Consider the following 17,684-nt stretch of genomic DNA (forward strand, 5'->3'; position numbering starts at 1 on the left):
TAACCCTCAGTGGAGGAGCGGGTCGATCGCCACTGCCAGGAAGAGCAGCGCGAGATAGGCGTTCGACAGGTGAAAGTAGCGCATCGGCTTGAGCACGGGGCCGGTCTTGCCCGCCCGGACCCGGCCCAGCAGCCGGTAGGCCTCGACCAGCGAGACGGCGCCCAGCACGGCCGCGACCACCGGATAGAAGATCGTCGTGTGCGCCACCGGCCACAGCGCCAGGGAGCAGGCCAGCGTGACCCAGGTGTAGACGATCACCTCGATGGCCACCCGCCGCTCGGTGGCCACCACCGGCAGCATCGGCACGTTGGCCGCGGCGTAGTCCTCGCGGTAGCGCATGGCGAGCGTCCAGGTGTGCGGCGGCGTCCAGAAGAAGACCACCAGGAACAGCACGACCGGCGTCCAGGCCATGCTCCCGGTCAGTGCCGACCAGCCGATCATGACCGGCATGCAGCCGGCGATCCCGCCCCAGACGACGTTCTGGGACGTGCGGCGCTTCAGCAGCAGGGAGTAGACGAAGACGTAGAACAGGATCGCGAACACCGAGAGGCTCGCCGCGACCCAGTTGAGCGCCAGGCCGAGGAAGGCCGTGGAGACGACGGCGAGCACGATGCCGAAGATCAGCGTCTCGCGCGGGGAGACCTGAACCATCGGCAGCGGGCGGCGACGGGTGCGGCGCATCTTGGCGTCGATGTCGCGGTCGATGTAGCAGTTGAGCGCGTTGGCGCTGCCGGCCGACAGCATGCCGCCCGCCAGCGTGGCGATCACCGGCCACAGCGGCGGCAGCCCGTCGGCGGCGAGGAACATCACCGGCAGCGTCGTGATGAGCAGCAGCTCAATGATCCGGGGCTTGGTCAGCGCGACGTAGGCGCGTACGAGCGCGCCCAGCGGCCGGCGGCCGGGAGCCGGCGGCACGGGCGTCCGCAAGGGACGATTGATCACCACCGTCACGGGACGTCCACCGCCGCAGTCACGACATAAAGGGGCACTGTGCCTATTCCTCGAATCTTTACCGCCACTTTGCCGAATTCCGGGCCCTGTCAATCACCGGCCTCGGCCGCGACATCACTGTAGTGCCGGTGGGTGCCCACCCCCTCACCGGGGTGGGCCGACTCGCGACGCGCGGAAGGGTTCAGGCCGCTCATCGCGGGAAGTGCGCGACGAGACACGCCGTTACGACACATAGAGTCCCGCGTCCGGCAAAAGTTCCGGACGATAGGCTCGTCTGAGGCCCTGAGAGTGGCCTGTTCAAGGTACTCCGAGATCGAGAACACACTCTTCGCGCCCTGGGGCGGGTCACGGGGGCCAAGCACGTTGCCGAGAGGAGCCTGGAGCGTCTCGTGAGTACGGATTCCGACAACACCTTCGCCTGGACCGAGCTGGACCAGCGGGCCGTGGACACGGTCCGCGCACTCGCCATGGACGCCGTGGAGGAGGCGGGCTCCGGTCACCCGGGCACCGCCATGAGCCTCGCGCCGGCCGCCTACCTGCTGTTCCAGCGCGTGATGAGGCACGACCCCACCGATCCGGCCTGGGCCGGGCGCGACCGCTTCGTCCTGTCCGCCGGGCACAGCAGCCTGACGCTCTACATCCAGCTCTACCTGTCCGGGTACGGCCTGAACCTCGATGACCTCAAGAGGCTCCGCAAGTGGGGCAGCCTCACGCCGGGTCACCCCGAGCACGGCCACACGATCGGCGTGGAGACCACGACCGGGCCACTGGGCCAGGGCCTGGGCAACGCGGTCGGCATGGCGATGGCGGCGCGGCGTGAGCGCGGCCTGTTCGACCCGGAGCCGGCCGCCGGCGACAGCCCGTTCGACCACTTCATCTACTCGATCGCCTCCGACGGGGACATCGAGGAGGGCATCAGCCACGAGGTCAGCTCCCTCGCCGGCCACCAGAAGCTCGGCAACCTCGTCGTCATCTATGACGACAACCGCATCTCCATCGAGGACGACACCCAGATCGCCAAGTCCGAGGACGTGGCCAAGCGCTACGAGGCGTACGGCTGGCACGTCCAGACGGTCGACTGGACCTCCGGCGACGACGGCTACAGGGAGGACCCCGAGGCCCTCTACCGCGCGCTCGTGGCCGCCAAGGCCGAGACCGGCCGGCCCTCGCTGATCTCGCTGCGCACGATCATCGGCTGGCCCGCGCCGAACCTCCAGAACACCGGCAAGGCGCACGGCGCCGCGCTCGGTGCCGACGAGGTCGCCGCCACCAAGCGCGTGCTCGGCCAGGACCCGGACGCGACCTTCGACGTGCCGGAGGACACCCTCGGGCACGCCCGTGAGGTCGTCCAGCGGGGCCGCGCCGCGCACGCCGAGTGGAACACCGCGTACGAGGCCTGGCGCGCCGGCAACGCCGAGCGCGCGGCGGAGTTCGACCGGATCTCGGTGCGCCGCCTGCCCGACGGCTGGACCGCCAGGCTGCCGGAGTTCGAGGCCGGCAAGGGCCTCGCGACCCGCGCGGCCTCCGGCGAGATCCTCAGCGCGATCGGCCCGGTGCTGCCGGAGCTGTGGGGCGGCTCGGCCGACCTCGCGGGCAGCAACAACACCACGATGAAGGGCGAGCCGTCCTTCATCCCGGAGGAGTACCAGACCAAGGACTTCCCCGGAAACCGCTACGGCCGCACGCTGCACTTCGGCATCCGCGAGCACGGCATGGGTGCGATCATGAACGGCATCGCGCTGCACGACGGCACCCGCCCGTACGGCGGCACGTTCCTGGTCTTCAGCGACTACATGCGGCCGTCCGTGCGCCTGGCCGCGCTGATGAAGCTGCCGGTCACCTACGTGTGGACGCACGACTCCATCGGGCTCGGCGAGGACGGCCCGACCCACCAGCCGGTCGAGCACCTGTGGGCGCTGCGCGCGATCCCCGGGCTCGTCGTCGTACGGCCGGCGGACGCCAACGAGACGGCCGTCGCCTGGCGGACGCTCCTCGAGAACCCCGACCGCCCGGTGGGCCTGGCGCTCACCCGCCAGAAGGTCCCGACCTGGGACCGCTCGAAGTACGGGTCGGCCGACGGCACGGCCAAGGGCGGCTACGTCCTGGCCGACGCCTCCAACGGGCAGCCCGAGGTCATCCTGATCGCCACCGGCAGCGAGGTGCAGATCGCGGTCGCGGCGCGCGAGACGCTTGAGGCCGACGGCGTGCCCACCCGCGTGGTGTCGATGCCCTCGATCGAGTGGTTCGAGGACCAGGACGAGTCCTACAAGCAGCAGGTGCTGCCTCCGGCCGTACGCGCCCGGGTGTCCGTCGAGGCGGGCGTCGCGCTCGGCTGGCGCGCCTACGTCGGCGACGCCGGCGAGAGCGTGAGCCTGGAGCACTTCGGCGCCTCGGCCGACTACGAGACGCTTTACCAGCAGTTCGGCTTCACGGCCGACCGTGTCGTGGCGGCGGCCCGCGCGAGCCTCACCAAGGTGAGCGGCGCGGTCGGCCAGGGTTCCACGACCGGAAGTTGAGGAGAGACAATGAGCGACAACCTGAAGAAGCTCTCCGACGAGGGCGTGTCCATCTGGCTCGACGACATCAGCCGTGAGCGCCTGAAGACCGGCAACCTCACGGAGCTGATCCGTGACAAGAACGTCGTCGGCGTCACCTCCAACCCGACGATCTTCGCCAAGGCGCTGAGCAAGGGCTCGGCGTACGACGAGCAGGTCCGTGACCTGGCCGTACGCGGCGTCGACGTCGAGGAGGCCTCCCGCGCCATCACGACGTACGACATCCGCTGGGCGGCCGACGTCCTGCGCCCGGTCTTCGACCGCACCGACGGCGTGGACGGCCGCGTCTCGATCGAGGTCGACCCGCGCCTGGCGCACGAGACCGAGAAGACCGTCGCCGAGGCCAAGGCGCTGTGGTGGATGGTCGACCGGCCCAACGTGTTCATCAAGATCCCGGCGACGCTCGCCGGGCTGCCGGCGATCACCGCGACGCTCGCCGAGGGCATCAGCGTCAACGTCACGCTGATCTTCTCGCTGGAGCGCTACGGCCAGGTCATCGACGCCTTCTTCGAGGGACTGGAGAAGGCCCGCGCGAACGGCCACGACCTGTCGAAGATCGAGTCGGTCGCGTCGTTCTTCGTGAGCCGCGTCGACACCGAGATCGACAAGCGGCTGGAGAAGCTCGGCAAGGCCGGCCTGAACGGCAAGGCCGCCGTCGCCAACGCGCGCCTGGCGTACGAGCTGTTCGAGCAGAAGAGCGCCACCGACCGCTGGACGGCGCTGAAGAACGCCGGCGCCCGTCCCCAGCGTCCGCTGTGGGCCTCCACCGGCGTCAAGAACCCCGACTACCGCGACACGCTGTACGTCGAGGACCTCGTGGCGCCGCAGACGGTCAACACGATGCCGGAGGCGACACTCGACGCCGTCGCCGACCACGCCGACGTCACGGGCGACACGGTCAGCCACGGGTACGACGAGGCCCGCGCGCTGATGGCGTCGCTCAAGGAGGCGGGGGTCGACTACGACGACGTCGTCCGCGTCCTCGAGGAGGAGGGCGTGGAGAAGTTCGAGACCTCCTGGACCGAACTCCTCGACACGATCAAGCGCGAGCTGGAGGACAAGGCCGGATAGCAAGGCGTGGGTCGCCCCGGAACGGGCAGGACCAGCCCGGGTACGGGGCGAACCAGGAGGCACTGTGACCTTGCGAGTGACCGGCGGCGAAGTGTCCGTCACCGTCCAGGGCGACGCCGTCGACGCGGTCGACGGCGTCCTCGAACGGCTGGCGGCGGACGGCGTGCCGTCGGCGCTCATGTCCGGGAACCCCCGTCTGTGGGGGCCCGGCGCGCTGGCGGAGGAGGCGGCCGGACGGCTCGGCTGGGTGCTCGCACCCGGCAGGTCCCGCCGCCTGCTCCCCCGCCTCGACGCCCTGTCGGAGCGCTTCGCCGGCCTCGGCCGCGTGGTCCTGGCCGGCACGGGCGGCTCCGCGCTGGCCGCGGAGATCATCGCCCGCACCCACGACGCGGACCTGACCCTGCTCGACACCACCGACCCGCGGCAGGTACGGCGGGCGGCCGGATCCGCGCTGGACCGTACGGTCCTGGTCGTGTCCGGCGAGGACGCGGTGGAGACCGACGCCGTCCGGCGGGTGTTCGCCGGGGCCTTCCGTGACGCGGGGATCGACCCGGCGACGCGGACCGTCGTCGTGGCCCCGCCCGGCTCCCCGCTGCGCGACCGGGGCGGCGAGGTCGTCACGGCCGAACCGGACGTGGCCGGCTGCTACGGCGCGCTGAACGCCTACGGACTGGTGCCCGCGGCGCTGTGCGGGGTCGACGTACGGGGCCTGCTCGACGAGGCCGAGGCGCTCGTCCCCTCGCTGCACCTCACCTTCGACAACCCCGGCCTGGTGCTCGGCGCCGCCCTCGGCGCCTCGCCGGCGAACGGCCGCGACAAGCTCGTCGTGGCCGACAACGGCTCGGGCCTGCACGGATTCGGCGGCTGGGTCGAGCAGCTGGTGGCCGAGTCCACCGGCAAGGACGGCACGGGCGTCGTGCCCGTCGTGGTGGAGGACCTGACCGCCCCGGGCTTCGGCGCCGGCGGCGACGTACGGCGGCTGGTGCTCGGCGACCGCGCCGAGGGCGTCGGACTGGCCGTCTCCGGCCCGCTGGGCGCGCAGTTCCTGCTGTGGGAGTACGCGGCGGCGGTGGCGTGCCGCGTCATCGGCGTCAGCCCGTTCGCCCGGCCGGCCGTACGCGAGGCCGGCGACTCCGTCGCGGCCCTGCTGCGCGGCTCGGACGAGGGCCAGGCCCCCACCGTCATCGGCGGCGAGCCCGCGCTCGTGGACGGCGAGGTGGAGGTGCACGGGTCCCGCGAGGTGCTCGACGGCGCCAAGGACCTCCCGGACGTCCTGGCGGCGCTCGTGGACGCCGTGCCGCCGCGCGGCTACCTGGCCCTCATGGCCTATCTCGACGAGGCTGAGGGCGCCTCGGGGCTGCGGGCGCCGCTCGCCCGGCGGGTCGCCGACGCGCGTGACGCCCAGGTGACGTTCGCGTGGGGGCCGCGGGTGCTGCACTCCACCGGCCAGCTGCACAAGGACGGCCCGCCGACCGGGGTGTTCCTGCAGATCACCGGCGCGGTGACCGACGACCTCGACGTGCCGGGACGGCCCTACTCCCTCGCCACCCTGCAGCTCGCCCAGGCGTTCGGCGACCTGCGGGCGCTGCGGTCGCGGGGCCTGCCGGCCGTACGCCTGCATCTGCGCGACCGCGCCGCCGGATTGGCCAGGCTGGCGTCCGCCCTGGAAGGCTGAGGCCCGGCCGCGCGTGGGCGTCCTTTCGGGCGGTCCGCTTTACTGGCATTTACCGGCTGTTCGGCCACACGAACGTGCGTCGACTGGAACGATCGGAGAGGCATGTCATGCCGGGTGGGATGACGTGCCCCGGAAATGGAACAATGCGGAGGGTCGGCGCCCACGACGGCGTATTTCGACCCGGGCGTGTCACTGCCAGGAAGGACGGGGGATGTCGGGCATGAGTCAGCCCAACGGACCAGCCATGACGCAGGACGGAGACCGCACATGACGCGGATCGAGAAAGTGCTCAACCCGCTCCGCGATCCCCGCGACAAACGCCTGCCGCGGGTGGCCGGACCGTGCGTGCTCGTGCTGTTCGGGGTCACGGGCGACCTGGCGCGCAAGAAGCTGCTGCCGGCCATCTACGACCTGGCCAACCGCGGCCTGCTGCCGCCCGGCTTCGCGGTCGTCGGTTTCGCTCGCCGCGACTGGGAGCACCAGGACTTCCGGCAGCTCGCGCACGACGCGGTGAAGGAGCACGCGCGGACGCCGTTCCGCGAGGAGGTCTGGAACCAGCTCAGCGAGGGCATCCGCTTCGTGCCGGGCACCTTCGACGACGACGCGGCGTTCGAGAACCTCGCGAACACCGTCAAGGAGATCGACGAGCAGCGCGGCACCGGCGGCAACTACGCGTTCTACCTGTCGATCCCGCCGAAGTTCTTCCAGGACGTCGTCAAGCAGCTGCAGCGCAGCGGCCTGTCGCAGCCCTCGGAGGGCTCCTGGCGGCGCGTGGTGATCGAGAAGCCGTTCGGTCACGACCTGGCCAGCGCGCAGGAGCTCAACAACATCCTGCACGAGGTCTTCCCCGAGGAGTCGATCTTCCGGATCGACCACTACCTCGGCAAGGAGACGGTGCAGAACATCCTGGCCCTCCGCTTCGCCAACACCCTCTACGAGCCGATCTGGAACCGCTCGTACGTCGACCACGTGCAGATCACGATGGCCGAGGACATCGGCATCGGCGGTCGTGCCGGCTACTTCGACGGCATCGGCGCGGCCCGCGACGTGATCCAGAACCACCTTCTCCAGCTCCTCGCGCTCACCGCGATGGAGGAGCCGGTCTCCTTCGACGCCGAGTCGGTACGCGCGGAGAAGGCCAAGATCCTCTCGGCCGTACGCTTGCCGGAAGACCTCGACACCTACAGCGTCCGCGGGCAGTACACCGCCGGCTGGCAGGGCGGTGTGAAGGTGCCCGGGTTCCGCGAGGAGGACGGCATCCCGCCGGGCTCGCGCACCGACACCTACGCGGCGGTGCGGCTCGACATCGACACGCGCCGCTGGGCCGGCGTGCCGTTCTACCTGCGGACCGGCAAGCGGCTGGCCCGCCGCGCCACCGAGGTGGCGCTGCTGTTCCAGACCGCGCCACACCTGCCGTTCGCGCAGACCGACACCGAGGAGCTGGGACAGAACGCCCTGGTCATCCGGGTGCAGCCGGACGAGGGCGTGACCCTGAGGTTCGGTTCGAAGGTCCCGGGCACCTCGATGGAGGTCCGCGACGTCAACATGGACTTCGACTACGGCGAGTCGTTCACCGAGTCCTCCCCCGAGGCCTACGAGCGGCTGCTGCTGGACGTGCTGATCGGTGACCCGCCGCTGTTCCCGCGCCAGGAGGAGGTCGAGCTGTCCTGGCAGATCCTCGACCCGGTCGAGGAGCACTGGGACAAACACGGCGCGCCCGTCACCTACCCGGCGGGGAGCTGGGGCCCGAAGGAGGCCGACGAGATGATGGCCCGCGACGGCCGAGCGTGGAGGCGACTCTAAGATGATCATCGATCTCGCGAACACCACCACCCGCAAGATCCAGGACGCGCTGACCGCGACCCGGCACCGGATGGGCGGCCCGGCCACCGGCAAGGTGCTGACGCTGATCGTGGTCACCGACGAGGCGGCGCAGTACGACGCGATCCGCGCGTCGACCGAGGCCGCGCGGGAGCACCCGTGCCGGATCCTCGGCGTCATCGCGCGCGGCGGTCAGAGCGAGTCCCGCTTCGACGCCGAGGTGCGCGTCGGTGAGACCGGGCCCGGCGAGACGGTGCTGCTGCGGATGTACGGCCAGCTCTCCGCACACGCCGACTCGGTCGTGCTGCCGCTGCTCGTGCCCGACGCGCCCGTCGTCACCTGGTGGCCGGGCACCGCGCCCGCCACGCCCGGCGACGAGGCGCTCGGCGCGCTCGCCCAGCGCCGCGTGACCGACGCGGCGGGCGGCGGCGACCCGCTCGGCACGCTGAAGCGGCTGGCGGGCGGTTACCAGCCCGGCGACACCGACTTCGCCTGGGCCCGCATCACCCCGTGGCGTTCGCTGCTCGCCGCGGCGCTCGACCAGGCGCACGACGACATCACCGGCGCCAAGATCGAGGGCGAGGGCGAGAACCCGAGCGGAGCGCTGCTGGGCGGCTGGCTGTCCCAGCGTCTCGGCGTGCCGGCCGAGGTCGTCCCGTCGTCCGGCCCCGGCATCACCTCGGTGCGCATGTTCACCAAGGGCGGCGAGATCGCCGTGACGCGCCCGGACGGGCGGGTGGCGACGCTGTCGCGGCCCGGTCAGCCCGACCGCCAGGTCGCGCTCCACCGGCGTTCGACCACCGAGCTGCTGGCCGAGGAGCTGCGCCGGCTCGACCCGGACGAGGTCTACCGCGAGGCCGTACAGCGCTACGCCAAGGGCGAGGAGGTCTCCGCCGAACCCGCGCCCGCGGCCACGCCCGCACCGAAGCCGAAGGCGAAGAAGTCGTGACCGTGCCGAGCGTCCTGGTCCACCGTGACCAGGAGGTGCTCGCCAAGGCCGTCGCGGCGCGGCTGGTCACCCGGCTCGTGGACGTCCAGTCCGCCCGTGGCGGCGCGCACATCGGCCTGACGGGCGGCGGCGTGGGCACCGCCGTTCTGGCCGAGGTGGCCGCCACGCCGGCGCACGCCGCCGTCGACTGGGGGCACCTGGACATCTGGTGGGGAGACGAGCGCTTCCTGCCCTCCGGGCACGAGGAGCGCAACGAGACCGGCGCCCGGGCGGCCCTGCTCGACCACATGCCGGTGGACGAGCAGCGGGTGCACCCGCTGGCGGCCTCGGACCGGGTGGCCACGCCGGAGGAGGGCGCGGAGCAGTACGCCGCCGACCTCCTGAAGGCCACCCGTCCCGACGACCACGGCGAGGTGCCCTCCTTCGACGTGCTGATGCTGGGCCTGGGCCCGGACGCGCACGTGGCGTCCCTGTTCCCGGGCATGCCCGCGCTGTACGAGCGCCGCCCGGTGGTGGCGGTGCACGGGGCACCGAAGCCGCCGCCCACCCGGCTGAGCCTCACCCTTCCGGCGATCCGTACCGCACGCGAGGTGTGGATCATCGCGGCGGGCGAGTCGAAGGCCACGGCCGCCCGGCTCGCCCTGTCCGGGGCGGGCCCGATGCAGGTCCCGGCCGCAGGGGCCCGCGGACGGCAGCGCACGCTCTTCCTGCTCGACCGCGCCGCGGCCAAGGAGCTGCCGCCCGGCCTCGGCCGTCCCGCCTCCCCCTGACCCGGGTGGGGGCGGAGCCCGCCGCGATGCGATAGTGGGAAGAGCGCCCCGTCATGCCGGAATGACGGGCGCCCGGCCCCGGCCCTCCTTCATCAGTCCACCGTGCACACGCACCAGGAGGACCTGTATGAAGGCGGTCGTCTTTCACGGACCACGCGACGTGCGCGTGGAGCGAGTTCCCGACCCGGTCGTCGAGGCTCCGACCGACGTCATCATCAAGATCACGACCACGAGCATCTGTGGTTCGGACCTGCACATGTACGAGGGCCGGACCGGCCTGGAGCCGGGACGGGTGCTCGGGCACGAGAACCTCGGTGAGATCGTCGAGATCGGCGGCGCCGTGCAGCAGCTGCGGGTGGGCGACCGTGTCTCCGTGCCCTTCAACATCAGCTGCGGCTACTGCCGCAACTGCGAACGCGGGCGCACCGCGTACTGCATCACGACCAACCCGGGGGGTACGGGCGCGGCCTTCGGCTTCGACGGCCTCGGCTCGTACAACGGCGGGCAGGCGGAGTTCCTGCGCGTCCCGCACGGCGACTTCAACTGCCTCGAACTCCCGCGCGAGAGGGCACTGAAGGAGCTCGACTACGTCATGTGCGCGGACGTCTTCGCGACCGGCTACCACGCGACGGAACTCGCGGGCGTACGGCCCGGGGAGTCCGTCGTCGTCTTTGGCGCCGGCCCGGTCGGGCTCATGGCGACCTACGCCGCGATCATCAAGGGCGCGGACCGCGTCATGACCGTCGACCGCCACTCCGACCGGCTGCGGCTCGTCGAGGAGATGGGGGCGTTCCCGATCGATGACCGGAAGGCGCCGCCGACCGAGCAGGTGCTCGACCTGACCGACGGCGAGGGCGCCGACCGGGGGTGTGAGTGCGTCGGTTACCAGGCGCACGACCCCGACGGCATCGAGCATCCGAACACGACGATGAACAACCTGATCGGCTCGGTGAAGCCCACGGGCAGGTTCGGCGTCGTCGGCCTCTTCGTGCCGCGCGACCCGGGCGCCATCGACGAGATCGCCAAACGCGGCGAGATGCTCTTCGACTTCGGCGCGTTCTGGTGGAAGGGCCAGTCGATGGGCACGGGCCAGTGCAACGTGAAGGCCTACAACCGGTACCTGCGCGACCTCATCGCCAGTGACCGGGCCCGCCCCTCCTTCGTCGTCTCGCACGAGCTGCCGCTCGACGACGCGGAGGAGGCATACCGGAACTTCGACGCGAGGGAGCACGGCTGGACCAAGGTCGTCATGCACCCGTGAGCCGGGTCAGCCGGTCCGGCGCAACAGGGTGATCATGCGCCAGGCGTGCGGGGAGCCGAGCGAGACCTCCGGGTCGAAGTCCCCGTACTGCGCCTGGACCGCGAGGCCACCGGCGATCCGGATCGCGGCGGTCAGCTCCGTCGCGGTCCAGAACCGGTACGGCACCACGCCCTGGATCACCTCGCCGCCGTCGATGGCGATGGTCACGTGGTCCTTGACGACCTGGGTGATCGGATCCAGCTCGTCGCCGGGCTCGCCCCACCGCACACGGGCCCGCAGGCCGTCCTTGTCCACGCTCCAGGCGTTGGAGACGCGGGGCGTGTCGCCGAGCCGGTCCGCCGGATGGCTCATCTCGATCACCGCGAGTCCCCCGTCGGCGAGGTGCTCACGGACGCAGCCGAGGTAGGCCACGAAGTCCTCGAGCGTCATCAGGTGCGCGGTCGAGTCGAGCATCGTGACGACCAGGTCGAACCGCCGGTCGAGGCGGAAGCCGGTCATGTCGGCCTGCACGACCTCCAGCGGCAGCCCGGCGGCGCGGTCGCGCGCGTACGCGCACATCGCCGGGCTCAGGTCCAGGGCGGTGGCCGCGACGCCGCGCCGGGCGAACTCCCGCGCGTGCTCGGCCGGCCCCGCCGCGAGCTCGAGAACGTCACGTGCGGCACCGCCCCACGTCATCAGGGCGTCCACCTCGGCGCTCACGTCACGGAAGGAACAGGCCAGCTCGTAGGCCTGCGGATGGTCATAGATCACGGGCCAATCGTCGCAGAGTTGACCGGATGCGCCGTACGGTGCAGGCTCTGCGCCGATGGACGGCACTCCGGCGGCGGTCGGGGCCGCGCTCGCCGATGTGGCGCGCGTGGGCCCCTACTTCTCGCTGGACGTCGACCCCGGCGTCGCCGGCCATCCGCTGTGGCGGCCGTTCACCCTCTTGTGCGGGCGCGCCCTGCCCGACCAGATCGCCGCCGTACGGACGCGGCTCGGCACCTCCGAATCCCGCGTGGCGGCCTCGCTGCTGTTCCAGGGCGTCGCGGGGCGCCTGTGGTCCCCGGTGCTGGCGGCCGCGGCCGGGCACGGGACGGTGCCCGACCTGGACCCCGAGGGCGTCCACTGGCGCGCGGCCTCCCCCGGTCCGGTGCTGCTGGCGACGCCGGCGGCGCGCGGGCTGCCCGCGGACGCCGCCGCCGTACACCGGGTGGTGATCGACCGGCACCTGCGCCCGCTGGCCGCGGCCGTACGCGCCCTCACGCCGGTCGCGGAGGGGCTGCTGTGGGGCAACGCGGCATCGGCGCTGGCCGGGGCCCTGACGGTCCTGTCCACCGCCCGTCCGGCGTCCTCGGGGCCGGGCCGGCGGCTGGTGGAGGAGCTGCTCGCCCTGGCCCCGCTGCGGGGAACGGGCGCGTACGGGCCGGGCGGCTTTCGCCGGCGGAGCTGCTGTCTCTACTACCGCGTGCCCGGCGGCGGCCTGTGCGGCGACTGCGCTTTGCCGCACAGGCCCTGAGAAGGGTGAGCCGACGGCCGAGCCGCGGGCCCGCACGATCGTCGAGGCGCATCCCTGCTGCGCGCCGAGGGGCCGCCCGGCTGCTGGACGACCCTGGTCGAAGGGCCCGGCGGGTGGACGCTGCGGGCCGGTGGCGGGAGCGCGGCGTTCGAGCCCTGCGGCATCGCCATCGCCCGCCGCGACCTGGCCGAGGCGCGCCGTACCTGAGTGCGGTCCGGCTCCCGGGTCTCCACGCTGATCGACGCCGCGCAGTGGCAGGGGCTCGCCGTCGAGTACGCCGAACAGGTGTTCGAGACCGGGGGCCGCGAACGGCCGGACGAGGCCGCGCGGGCCCGGCGGTTCACGGTGGACGTGGCCGCGGAGGCGCCGAGATTCCTCCCGAGGCGCCGCCGAGCCGCCCTCACCCGCCGGCTCGGCACCTACCGGCGGCTCCGGGCCGACTTCCTGGAGCCGGTGGGCGAGGACCCGCGCTGACCGGATCAGGCGCGTGGCGCGCTCGCGATGCCGTGAATCAGGCCGTACTCCCGCGCCTGCTCGGCGGTGAGCATGCGGCCCGCGCGGGCGTCCTCGCGGATCTCGTCGACCTCGCGGCCGGTGACCTCGGCGAGGCGGATGTGGAAGGCGTCCACCTTGCGGCGGTACTCCTCCTCGTGCAGCGCGAGGTCGGAGGCCGGGCCCGCGACGTACGTGCCGGGCTCGGTCAGCAGAAGCGTCGCGTGCGGGGTCATCTCGCGGCGCCGTCCGGCGGCCAGGACGACCAGCGCGGGCCCACCGGCCTGGCCGATCACGACGACGTGGACCGGGCAGGACAGGACGCCCATCGTGTCCGCGACCGCGAACGCCGCCTCCAGATCGGCGTCCGGCGCGCGCAGGTGCAGCGCGACCGGCTCGTCCCCGGCCCCGTCCAGCATGATCAGCCGGGCGGACAGGTCCGTGGCCAGATCGCCGTCGATGCGGCCCTTCGCGAACACGATGCGCCGGTCGAACAGCAGGTCGGCGGCGCTCGGCGTGGCGAACGCCCCCCGCGGCGGCTCGTCGCGGGCGTCCCGTCTCGGCGGCTCCCCCGGGAACTCGGGCGGGAATGACGGCGGCATCGTCATGACGATCTCCCCTCTCGGTTCCCGACGATAGTCCCGCGATGCTCGGGAACCCCATGGGGCTTCGCCGTGGGCGGATTCGGTGAGCCGGGAAACACCCGCGGGCGCGCGCTCGATACGGTGCTGTCCGTGATCGACGAGCCGCGTCTCCCCGCCCTGAACCCGGACGAGCTGACCCCCGAGCAACGCGACGTCTACGACGCGATCGTCGGCGGCCCGCGCCCGGGAGATGTCTTCTCCTTCGTCGACGACGAGGGACGGCTGCTCGGCCCGTTCAACGCGATGCTCTACAGCCCGGCCGTCGGCGGCCCGCTGCAGGAGCTGGGCGCCGCCCTGCGGTTCCGTACGAGCTTCACCAAGCGCGAGCGGGAGATCGCCACGCTGGCCGTCGCGGCGTGGTTCCGCTCGGACTACGAGTGGTACGCGCACGAGCGGATCGGGCGCCGGGCCGGCCTGACCGAGGACGAGCTGACCGCCCTGCGCACGGGCGCGGACCCGGTGCTGGCCGACGCCCGCGAGCGCATCGTGTACGAGGCCGCCCGCGCGCTGGCCGCCGACGGCGACCTGACCGCCCCGATGTTCACCGAGGCGAAGGCCTCCCTCGGCCGCGGCGCCGTCGTGGAGCTCGTGTCCCTCGTGGGCTACTACTCCGCCCTGGCCATGCAACTGCGCGTGTTCCGCGTCGGCCTGCCAGGCGACGCCCGCCCGCCCGGGTGGGGATGAGCGGCGGATGAGCCTGGCCGGGTCGCCGCCGGCGATGCCGTGGTCAGGGACGTCGTCGACGACGGACCCGGAGGCGATGATCGCTCGGCCCCGGAACCGCCCATGATCGGGAACGGGAGGTCGAGGGGCCTTCCATGCGGTGGTTGGCCCCGTTCATGATGAACCGCACGCGCCGGGCCAGGGCGACGAGACGCCCTGGCCCGGTGAGCGTGGTCAGCCGTTGATCGCCCAGCCCGGCATCGGGAAGGCGCTCAGGAGGTCCTGGATCTCCCCGGCGATCTTGTCCAGGGCCGGGCCGTCCTCCGCGGAGGCGATGGCCCGGTCGATCCATTCGGCGACCGAGGCCATGTGGCCCTCGGTCAGGCCGCGGGTGGTGATCGCGGCGGTGCCGAGGCGGATGCCCGAGGGGCTCCAGGGCTTGCGCGGGTCGAACGGGACCGTGTTGAAGTTGAGCTCGATGCCGGCCAGGTCGAGCGCCTTGGCGGCCGGCTTGCCCGCGACGTCCTTGTTCGTCAGGTCGATGAGGATCAGGTGATTGTCGGTGCCACCGGAGACCAGGTCGAAGCCGTGCGCCGTCAGCGCCTCCGCCAGGGCCTGGGCGTTCGCGACGATCTGGCGCGCGTAGTCGCCGAACTCCGGAAGCGCGGCCTCCTTGAGCGCCACGGCGATCGCGGCCGTGGTGTGGTTGTGCGGGCCGCCCTGCAGGCCGGGGAAGATCGCCTTGTCGATCGCGGTGGCGTGCTCCTCCGTCGTCATGATCATGGCGCCGCGCGGGCCGCGCAAGGTCTTGTGCGTCGTCGTGGTGATCACGTCGGCGTACCCGGCCGGGGTCGGGTGGGCGCCGCCCGCGACGAGGCCGGCGATGTGCGCGATGTCGGCGACGAGCACCGCGCCGGACTCCTTGGCGATCTCGGCGAAGGCCGGGAAGTCGATCGTGCGCGGGATCGCCGTGCCACCGCAGAAGATGACCTTCGGGCGCTCGCGCAGGGCGAGGTCGCGTACCTCGTCCATGTCCACCCGGCCGGTCCCGCGGCCGACGCCGTAGTGCACCGGGTTGAGCCACTTGCCGGAGATCGACACCGGCGACCCGTGGGTCAGGTGGCCGCCGTGGGCGAGTTCGAGCGACAGAAAGGTGTCTCCCGGCTGCATGAAGGCCAGGTGCACGGCGAGGTTGGCCGGAGAGCCGGAGTACGGCTGCACGTTCGCGTGCGAGACGCCGAACAGCGCCCGGGCGCGGGCCTGGGCCAGCTCCTCGACCGGGTCGACGACCTGCTGGCCCTCGTAGTAGCGCTTGCCCGGGTAGCCCTCGGAGTACTTGTTGGTGAGGACCGATCCGGTGGCCTCGAGCACGGCCGGCGAGACGTAGTTCTCCGACGCGATGAGGCGGATCTTGTCGTGCTGCCGCGTCGCCTCGGCCTCGATCAGCTCGGCGACGTCAGGATCGGTGGACGCGAGATGAGTGATGGGTGGCTGGTGCATGGGGCCTCCTGGCGGCTCCCAGCACCCAGGCGCGCGGTGCCAGACCTGCTTCGCTCCCCGGTGGTGCTCCACCTCGTTGCGCCAGTCGCGTGGCTCCCCATGCTAGCGAAGCGGCCGCCGGTCCGTGCGGGTCCGGTACAGGACCGCACGTACGGAAAAGGCCCGGCGGGTGCGCGCCGGGCCTCTTCCGTGACGTTCACTAGTTACGGGCACGCTCCATCGCGGCCTGGATGGCGGCGCGCTCGTTGCGGAGCTTGGTGAGGGCCTCTTCGAGGATGGCCTCGCCGTCGGCGTCGCTGCGCCGCTCCTTCACGTACGCGAGATGCGTCTTGTACGGCTCGTTGCGCGGGGGCGCAGGGGGGTTCTGGGGGTCCTTGCCGGCGGGGAAACCGCACCGGGGGCAGTCCCACTGGTCCGGTACCGCGACGTCGGTCGCGAAGCTCGGCCGGGACTCGTGCCGGTTCGCGCAGTAGAACGTCACCCACACGCGCGGTGCCGCTTCGCCACGCTCGGCCTCTCCCATCGGGCCGGCACCGACACGGCTGCCCCGAATGGCGTTGCCACTACCCACTGACTACTCCTCGCTATTCCTGCCGCCGCGACGAGGACGCGACGGCCGTCAACACTGCCGGTATGCCTGAAAACCGTTCGTCAGCCGTGGTGGCCGTGTGCGAACAGCAGGCCCAGGGCGATGATCGACACGAACCAGATGACGCCCGTGCCGATCGTGAGTCGGTCGAGGTTTCGCTCGACCACGGACGACCCCCCGAGCGACGAGCTGATACCGCCGCCGAACAGGTCCGACAGGCCACCGCCCTTGCCCTTGTGGAGGAGGACGAGCAACACCATCAGCGAGCTCGTGATGATGAGGACGATGGAAGTTCCGATGATCACAGCAGTTCAGCGCTTTCGTGTGCATCAACCCCGCAGGCGCGGGGAATATTCGCGGTTTCAGGTCATCCGTTCTGAGGGTACGTCAGTACCCCCGCCCGTCTCAGCAGAAACGCTCAGTCTAGTCGCGGAGATCAGGCAAGCCGTTCACGGAATCGGCAGATCTTGATGAACTCTCCGGCATCAAGACTCGCTCCTCCGACGAGAGCTCCGTCGATGTCGGGTTCAGCCATGATCCCGGCGATGTTGTCGCTTTTGACGGAGCCGCCGTAGAGAACGCGTACCTGATCGGCGAGGTCTCCACTGTACAGCTCGGCAAGACGAGTACGGATCGCGCCGCACACCTCCTGCGCGTCGTCGGGCGTCGCGACCTCACCGGTCCCGATCGCCCAAACCGGCTCGTACGCGATGACGACCTGGCGCGCCTGGTCGGCCGGGACCTTTTCCAGGGCCCCTTCGAGCTGGCTGAGCGTGTGGGACAGGTGCTCCTCCGCCTGGCGGATCTCCAGGCCCTCACCGACGCACAGGATCGGCGTCAGCTCGTGCTTGAAGGCCGCCTTCACCTTGGCGTTGACGAGCGCCTCGTCCTCGCCGTGGTGCTCACGACGCTCGGAGTGCCCGGCGAGGACGTAGGTGCAGCCGAGCTTGGCGAGCATCAGCCCCGACACCTCACCGGTGTAGGCACCCTTGTCCTGCGCCGAGACGTCCTGCGCGCCGTACGTGAGCTCCAGCCGGTCGGCGTCCACCAGCGTCTGCACGCTGCGGATGTCGGTGAACGGCGGCAGCACCGTGATGTCGGCCGCGGCGTAGTCGGCCTCCTTGAGGCCGAACGCCAGCTTCTGGACGTGCGCGATCGCCTCGAGGTGGGTGAGGTTCATCTTCCAGTTCCCGGCGATCAGCGGCTTGCGGCCGCTGTCGCCGGGGGCACTCTTCGGCGCCACGA

General features: G+C 71.7%; 17 protein-coding genes and 1 riboswitch. Of the genes, 10 read left to right on the plus strand and 7 right to left on the minus strand.

The features are described from left to right. Positions 1-6: 6 nt before the first annotated feature. Positions 7-942 (minus strand): heme o synthase, encoded by a 936-nt coding sequence (locus QWU11_RS22615; protein WP_290116298.1) that lies wholly within the window; start codon positions 940-942, stop codon positions 7-9. Between the two features lie 398 nt (positions 943-1,340). On the opposite strand from QWU11_RS22615, the gene tkt reads away from it, so the two are divergent. The 7 genes from tkt to QWU11_RS22650 all read left to right on the plus strand — a co-directional run bounded on the left by tkt (position 1,341) and on the right by QWU11_RS22650 (position 11,053). Then, positions 1,341-3,467, plus strand: a complete 2,127-nt coding sequence (gene tkt, locus QWU11_RS22620; protein ID WP_290116299.1) for a transketolase — start codon at positions 1,341-1,343, stop codon at positions 3,465-3,467. Between the two features lie 9 nt (positions 3,468-3,476). Beyond that, a complete protein-coding gene (gene tal / locus QWU11_RS22625) occupies positions 3,477-4,577 on the plus strand; it encodes a transaldolase (protein ID WP_290116300.1) in 1,101 nt (366 codons plus the stop codon). Positions 4,578-4,641: 64 nt separating this feature from the next. Beyond that, on the plus strand, positions 4,642-6,252 hold the full coding sequence (locus QWU11_RS22630) for a glucose-6-phosphate isomerase (RefSeq protein ID WP_290116301.1): 1,611 nt from the start codon (positions 4,642-4,644) through the stop codon (positions 6,250-6,252). A gap of 267 nt (positions 6,253-6,519) precedes the next feature. Next, positions 6,520-8,055, plus strand: coding sequence for a glucose-6-phosphate dehydrogenase (gene zwf / locus QWU11_RS22635; protein WP_290116302.1), 1,536 nt, complete (start codon positions 6,520-6,522; stop codon positions 8,053-8,055). 1 nt (position 8,056) lies between these two features. Next, complete coding sequence (locus QWU11_RS22640) at positions 8,057-9,022, plus strand: glucose-6-phosphate dehydrogenase assembly protein OpcA (RefSeq protein WP_290116303.1); 966 nt, start codon at positions 8,057-8,059, stop codon at positions 9,020-9,022. Further along, positions 9,019-9,792 (plus strand): 6-phosphogluconolactonase, encoded by a 774-nt coding sequence (gene pgl / locus QWU11_RS22645; RefSeq protein WP_290116304.1) that lies wholly within the window; start codon positions 9,019-9,021, stop codon positions 9,790-9,792. Before QWU11_RS22640 ends, pgl begins: the two co-directional genes overlap by 4 nt. A gap of 127 nt (positions 9,793-9,919) precedes the next feature. Next, positions 9,920-11,053: a glutathione-independent formaldehyde dehydrogenase gene (locus QWU11_RS22650; RefSeq protein ID WP_290116305.1), complete on the plus strand. Its 1,134-nt coding sequence runs from the start codon at positions 9,920-9,922 to the stop codon at positions 11,051-11,053. Between the two features lie 6 nt (positions 11,054-11,059). On the opposite strand, the gene QWU11_RS22655 is transcribed toward QWU11_RS22650, so the two are convergent. Continuing rightward, complete coding sequence (locus QWU11_RS22655) at positions 11,060-11,803, minus strand: class I SAM-dependent methyltransferase (protein ID WP_290116306.1); 744 nt, start codon at positions 11,801-11,803, stop codon at positions 11,060-11,062. A gap of 55 nt (positions 11,804-11,858) precedes the next feature. On the opposite strand from QWU11_RS22655, the gene QWU11_RS22660 reads away from it, so the two are divergent. Further along, positions 11,859-12,551 carry a (2Fe-2S)-binding protein gene (locus QWU11_RS22660; RefSeq protein WP_290116307.1) on the plus strand — a complete coding sequence of 231 codons (693 nt, stop codon included), beginning with the start codon at positions 11,859-11,861 and terminating at the stop codon, positions 12,549-12,551. A gap of 207 nt (positions 12,552-12,758) precedes the next feature. Continuing rightward, positions 12,759-13,025, plus strand: a complete 267-nt coding sequence (locus tag QWU11_RS22665; RefSeq protein WP_290116308.1) for a hypothetical protein — start codon at positions 12,759-12,761, stop codon at positions 13,023-13,025. A 5-nt stretch (positions 13,026-13,030) separates the two neighbouring features. On the opposite strand, the gene QWU11_RS22670 is transcribed toward QWU11_RS22665, so the two are convergent. Continuing rightward, a complete protein-coding gene (locus QWU11_RS22670) occupies positions 13,031-13,651 on the minus strand; it encodes an ATP-dependent Clp protease proteolytic subunit (protein WP_290116309.1) in 621 nt (206 codons plus the stop codon). 126 nt (positions 13,652-13,777) lie between these two features. Here QWU11_RS22670 and QWU11_RS22675 point away from each other — a divergent pair, with 126 nt between their 5' ends. Next, positions 13,778-14,371 carry a carboxymuconolactone decarboxylase family protein gene (locus tag QWU11_RS22675; RefSeq protein WP_290116310.1) on the plus strand — a complete coding sequence of 198 codons (594 nt, stop codon included), beginning with the start codon at positions 13,778-13,780 and terminating at the stop codon, positions 14,369-14,371. A gap of 213 nt (positions 14,372-14,584) precedes the next feature. On the opposite strand, the gene glyA is transcribed toward QWU11_RS22675, so the two are convergent. The 4 genes from glyA to tpiA form a co-directional block, all read right to left on the minus strand. Beyond that, positions 14,585-15,850, minus strand: coding sequence for a serine hydroxymethyltransferase (glyA, locus tag QWU11_RS22680; RefSeq protein WP_290116311.1), 1,266 nt, complete (start codon positions 15,848-15,850; stop codon positions 14,585-14,587). 16 nt (positions 15,851-15,866) lie between these two features. Then, positions 15,867-15,945, minus strand: a riboswitch (ZMP/ZTP riboswitch). Between the two features lie 104 nt (positions 15,946-16,049). Further along, positions 16,050-16,421: an RNA polymerase-binding protein RbpA gene (locus QWU11_RS22685; RefSeq protein WP_285584093.1), complete on the minus strand. Its 372-nt coding sequence runs from the start codon at positions 16,419-16,421 to the stop codon at positions 16,050-16,052. An 80-nt stretch (positions 16,422-16,501) separates the two neighbouring features. Beyond that, complete coding sequence (gene secG / locus QWU11_RS22690) at positions 16,502-16,744, minus strand: preprotein translocase subunit SecG (protein WP_290116312.1); 243 nt, start codon at positions 16,742-16,744, stop codon at positions 16,502-16,504. Between the two features lie 131 nt (positions 16,745-16,875). Further along, positions 16,876-17,682, minus strand: coding sequence for a triose-phosphate isomerase (gene tpiA, locus QWU11_RS22695; RefSeq protein ID WP_290116313.1), 807 nt, complete (start codon positions 17,680-17,682; stop codon positions 16,876-16,878). Positions 17,683-17,684: the final 2 nt, after the last annotated feature.

Source organism: Actinomadura sp. DC4, assembly GCF_030406325.1.
GTDB lineage: Bacteria > Actinomycetota > Actinomycetes > Streptosporangiales > Streptosporangiaceae > Actinoallomurus.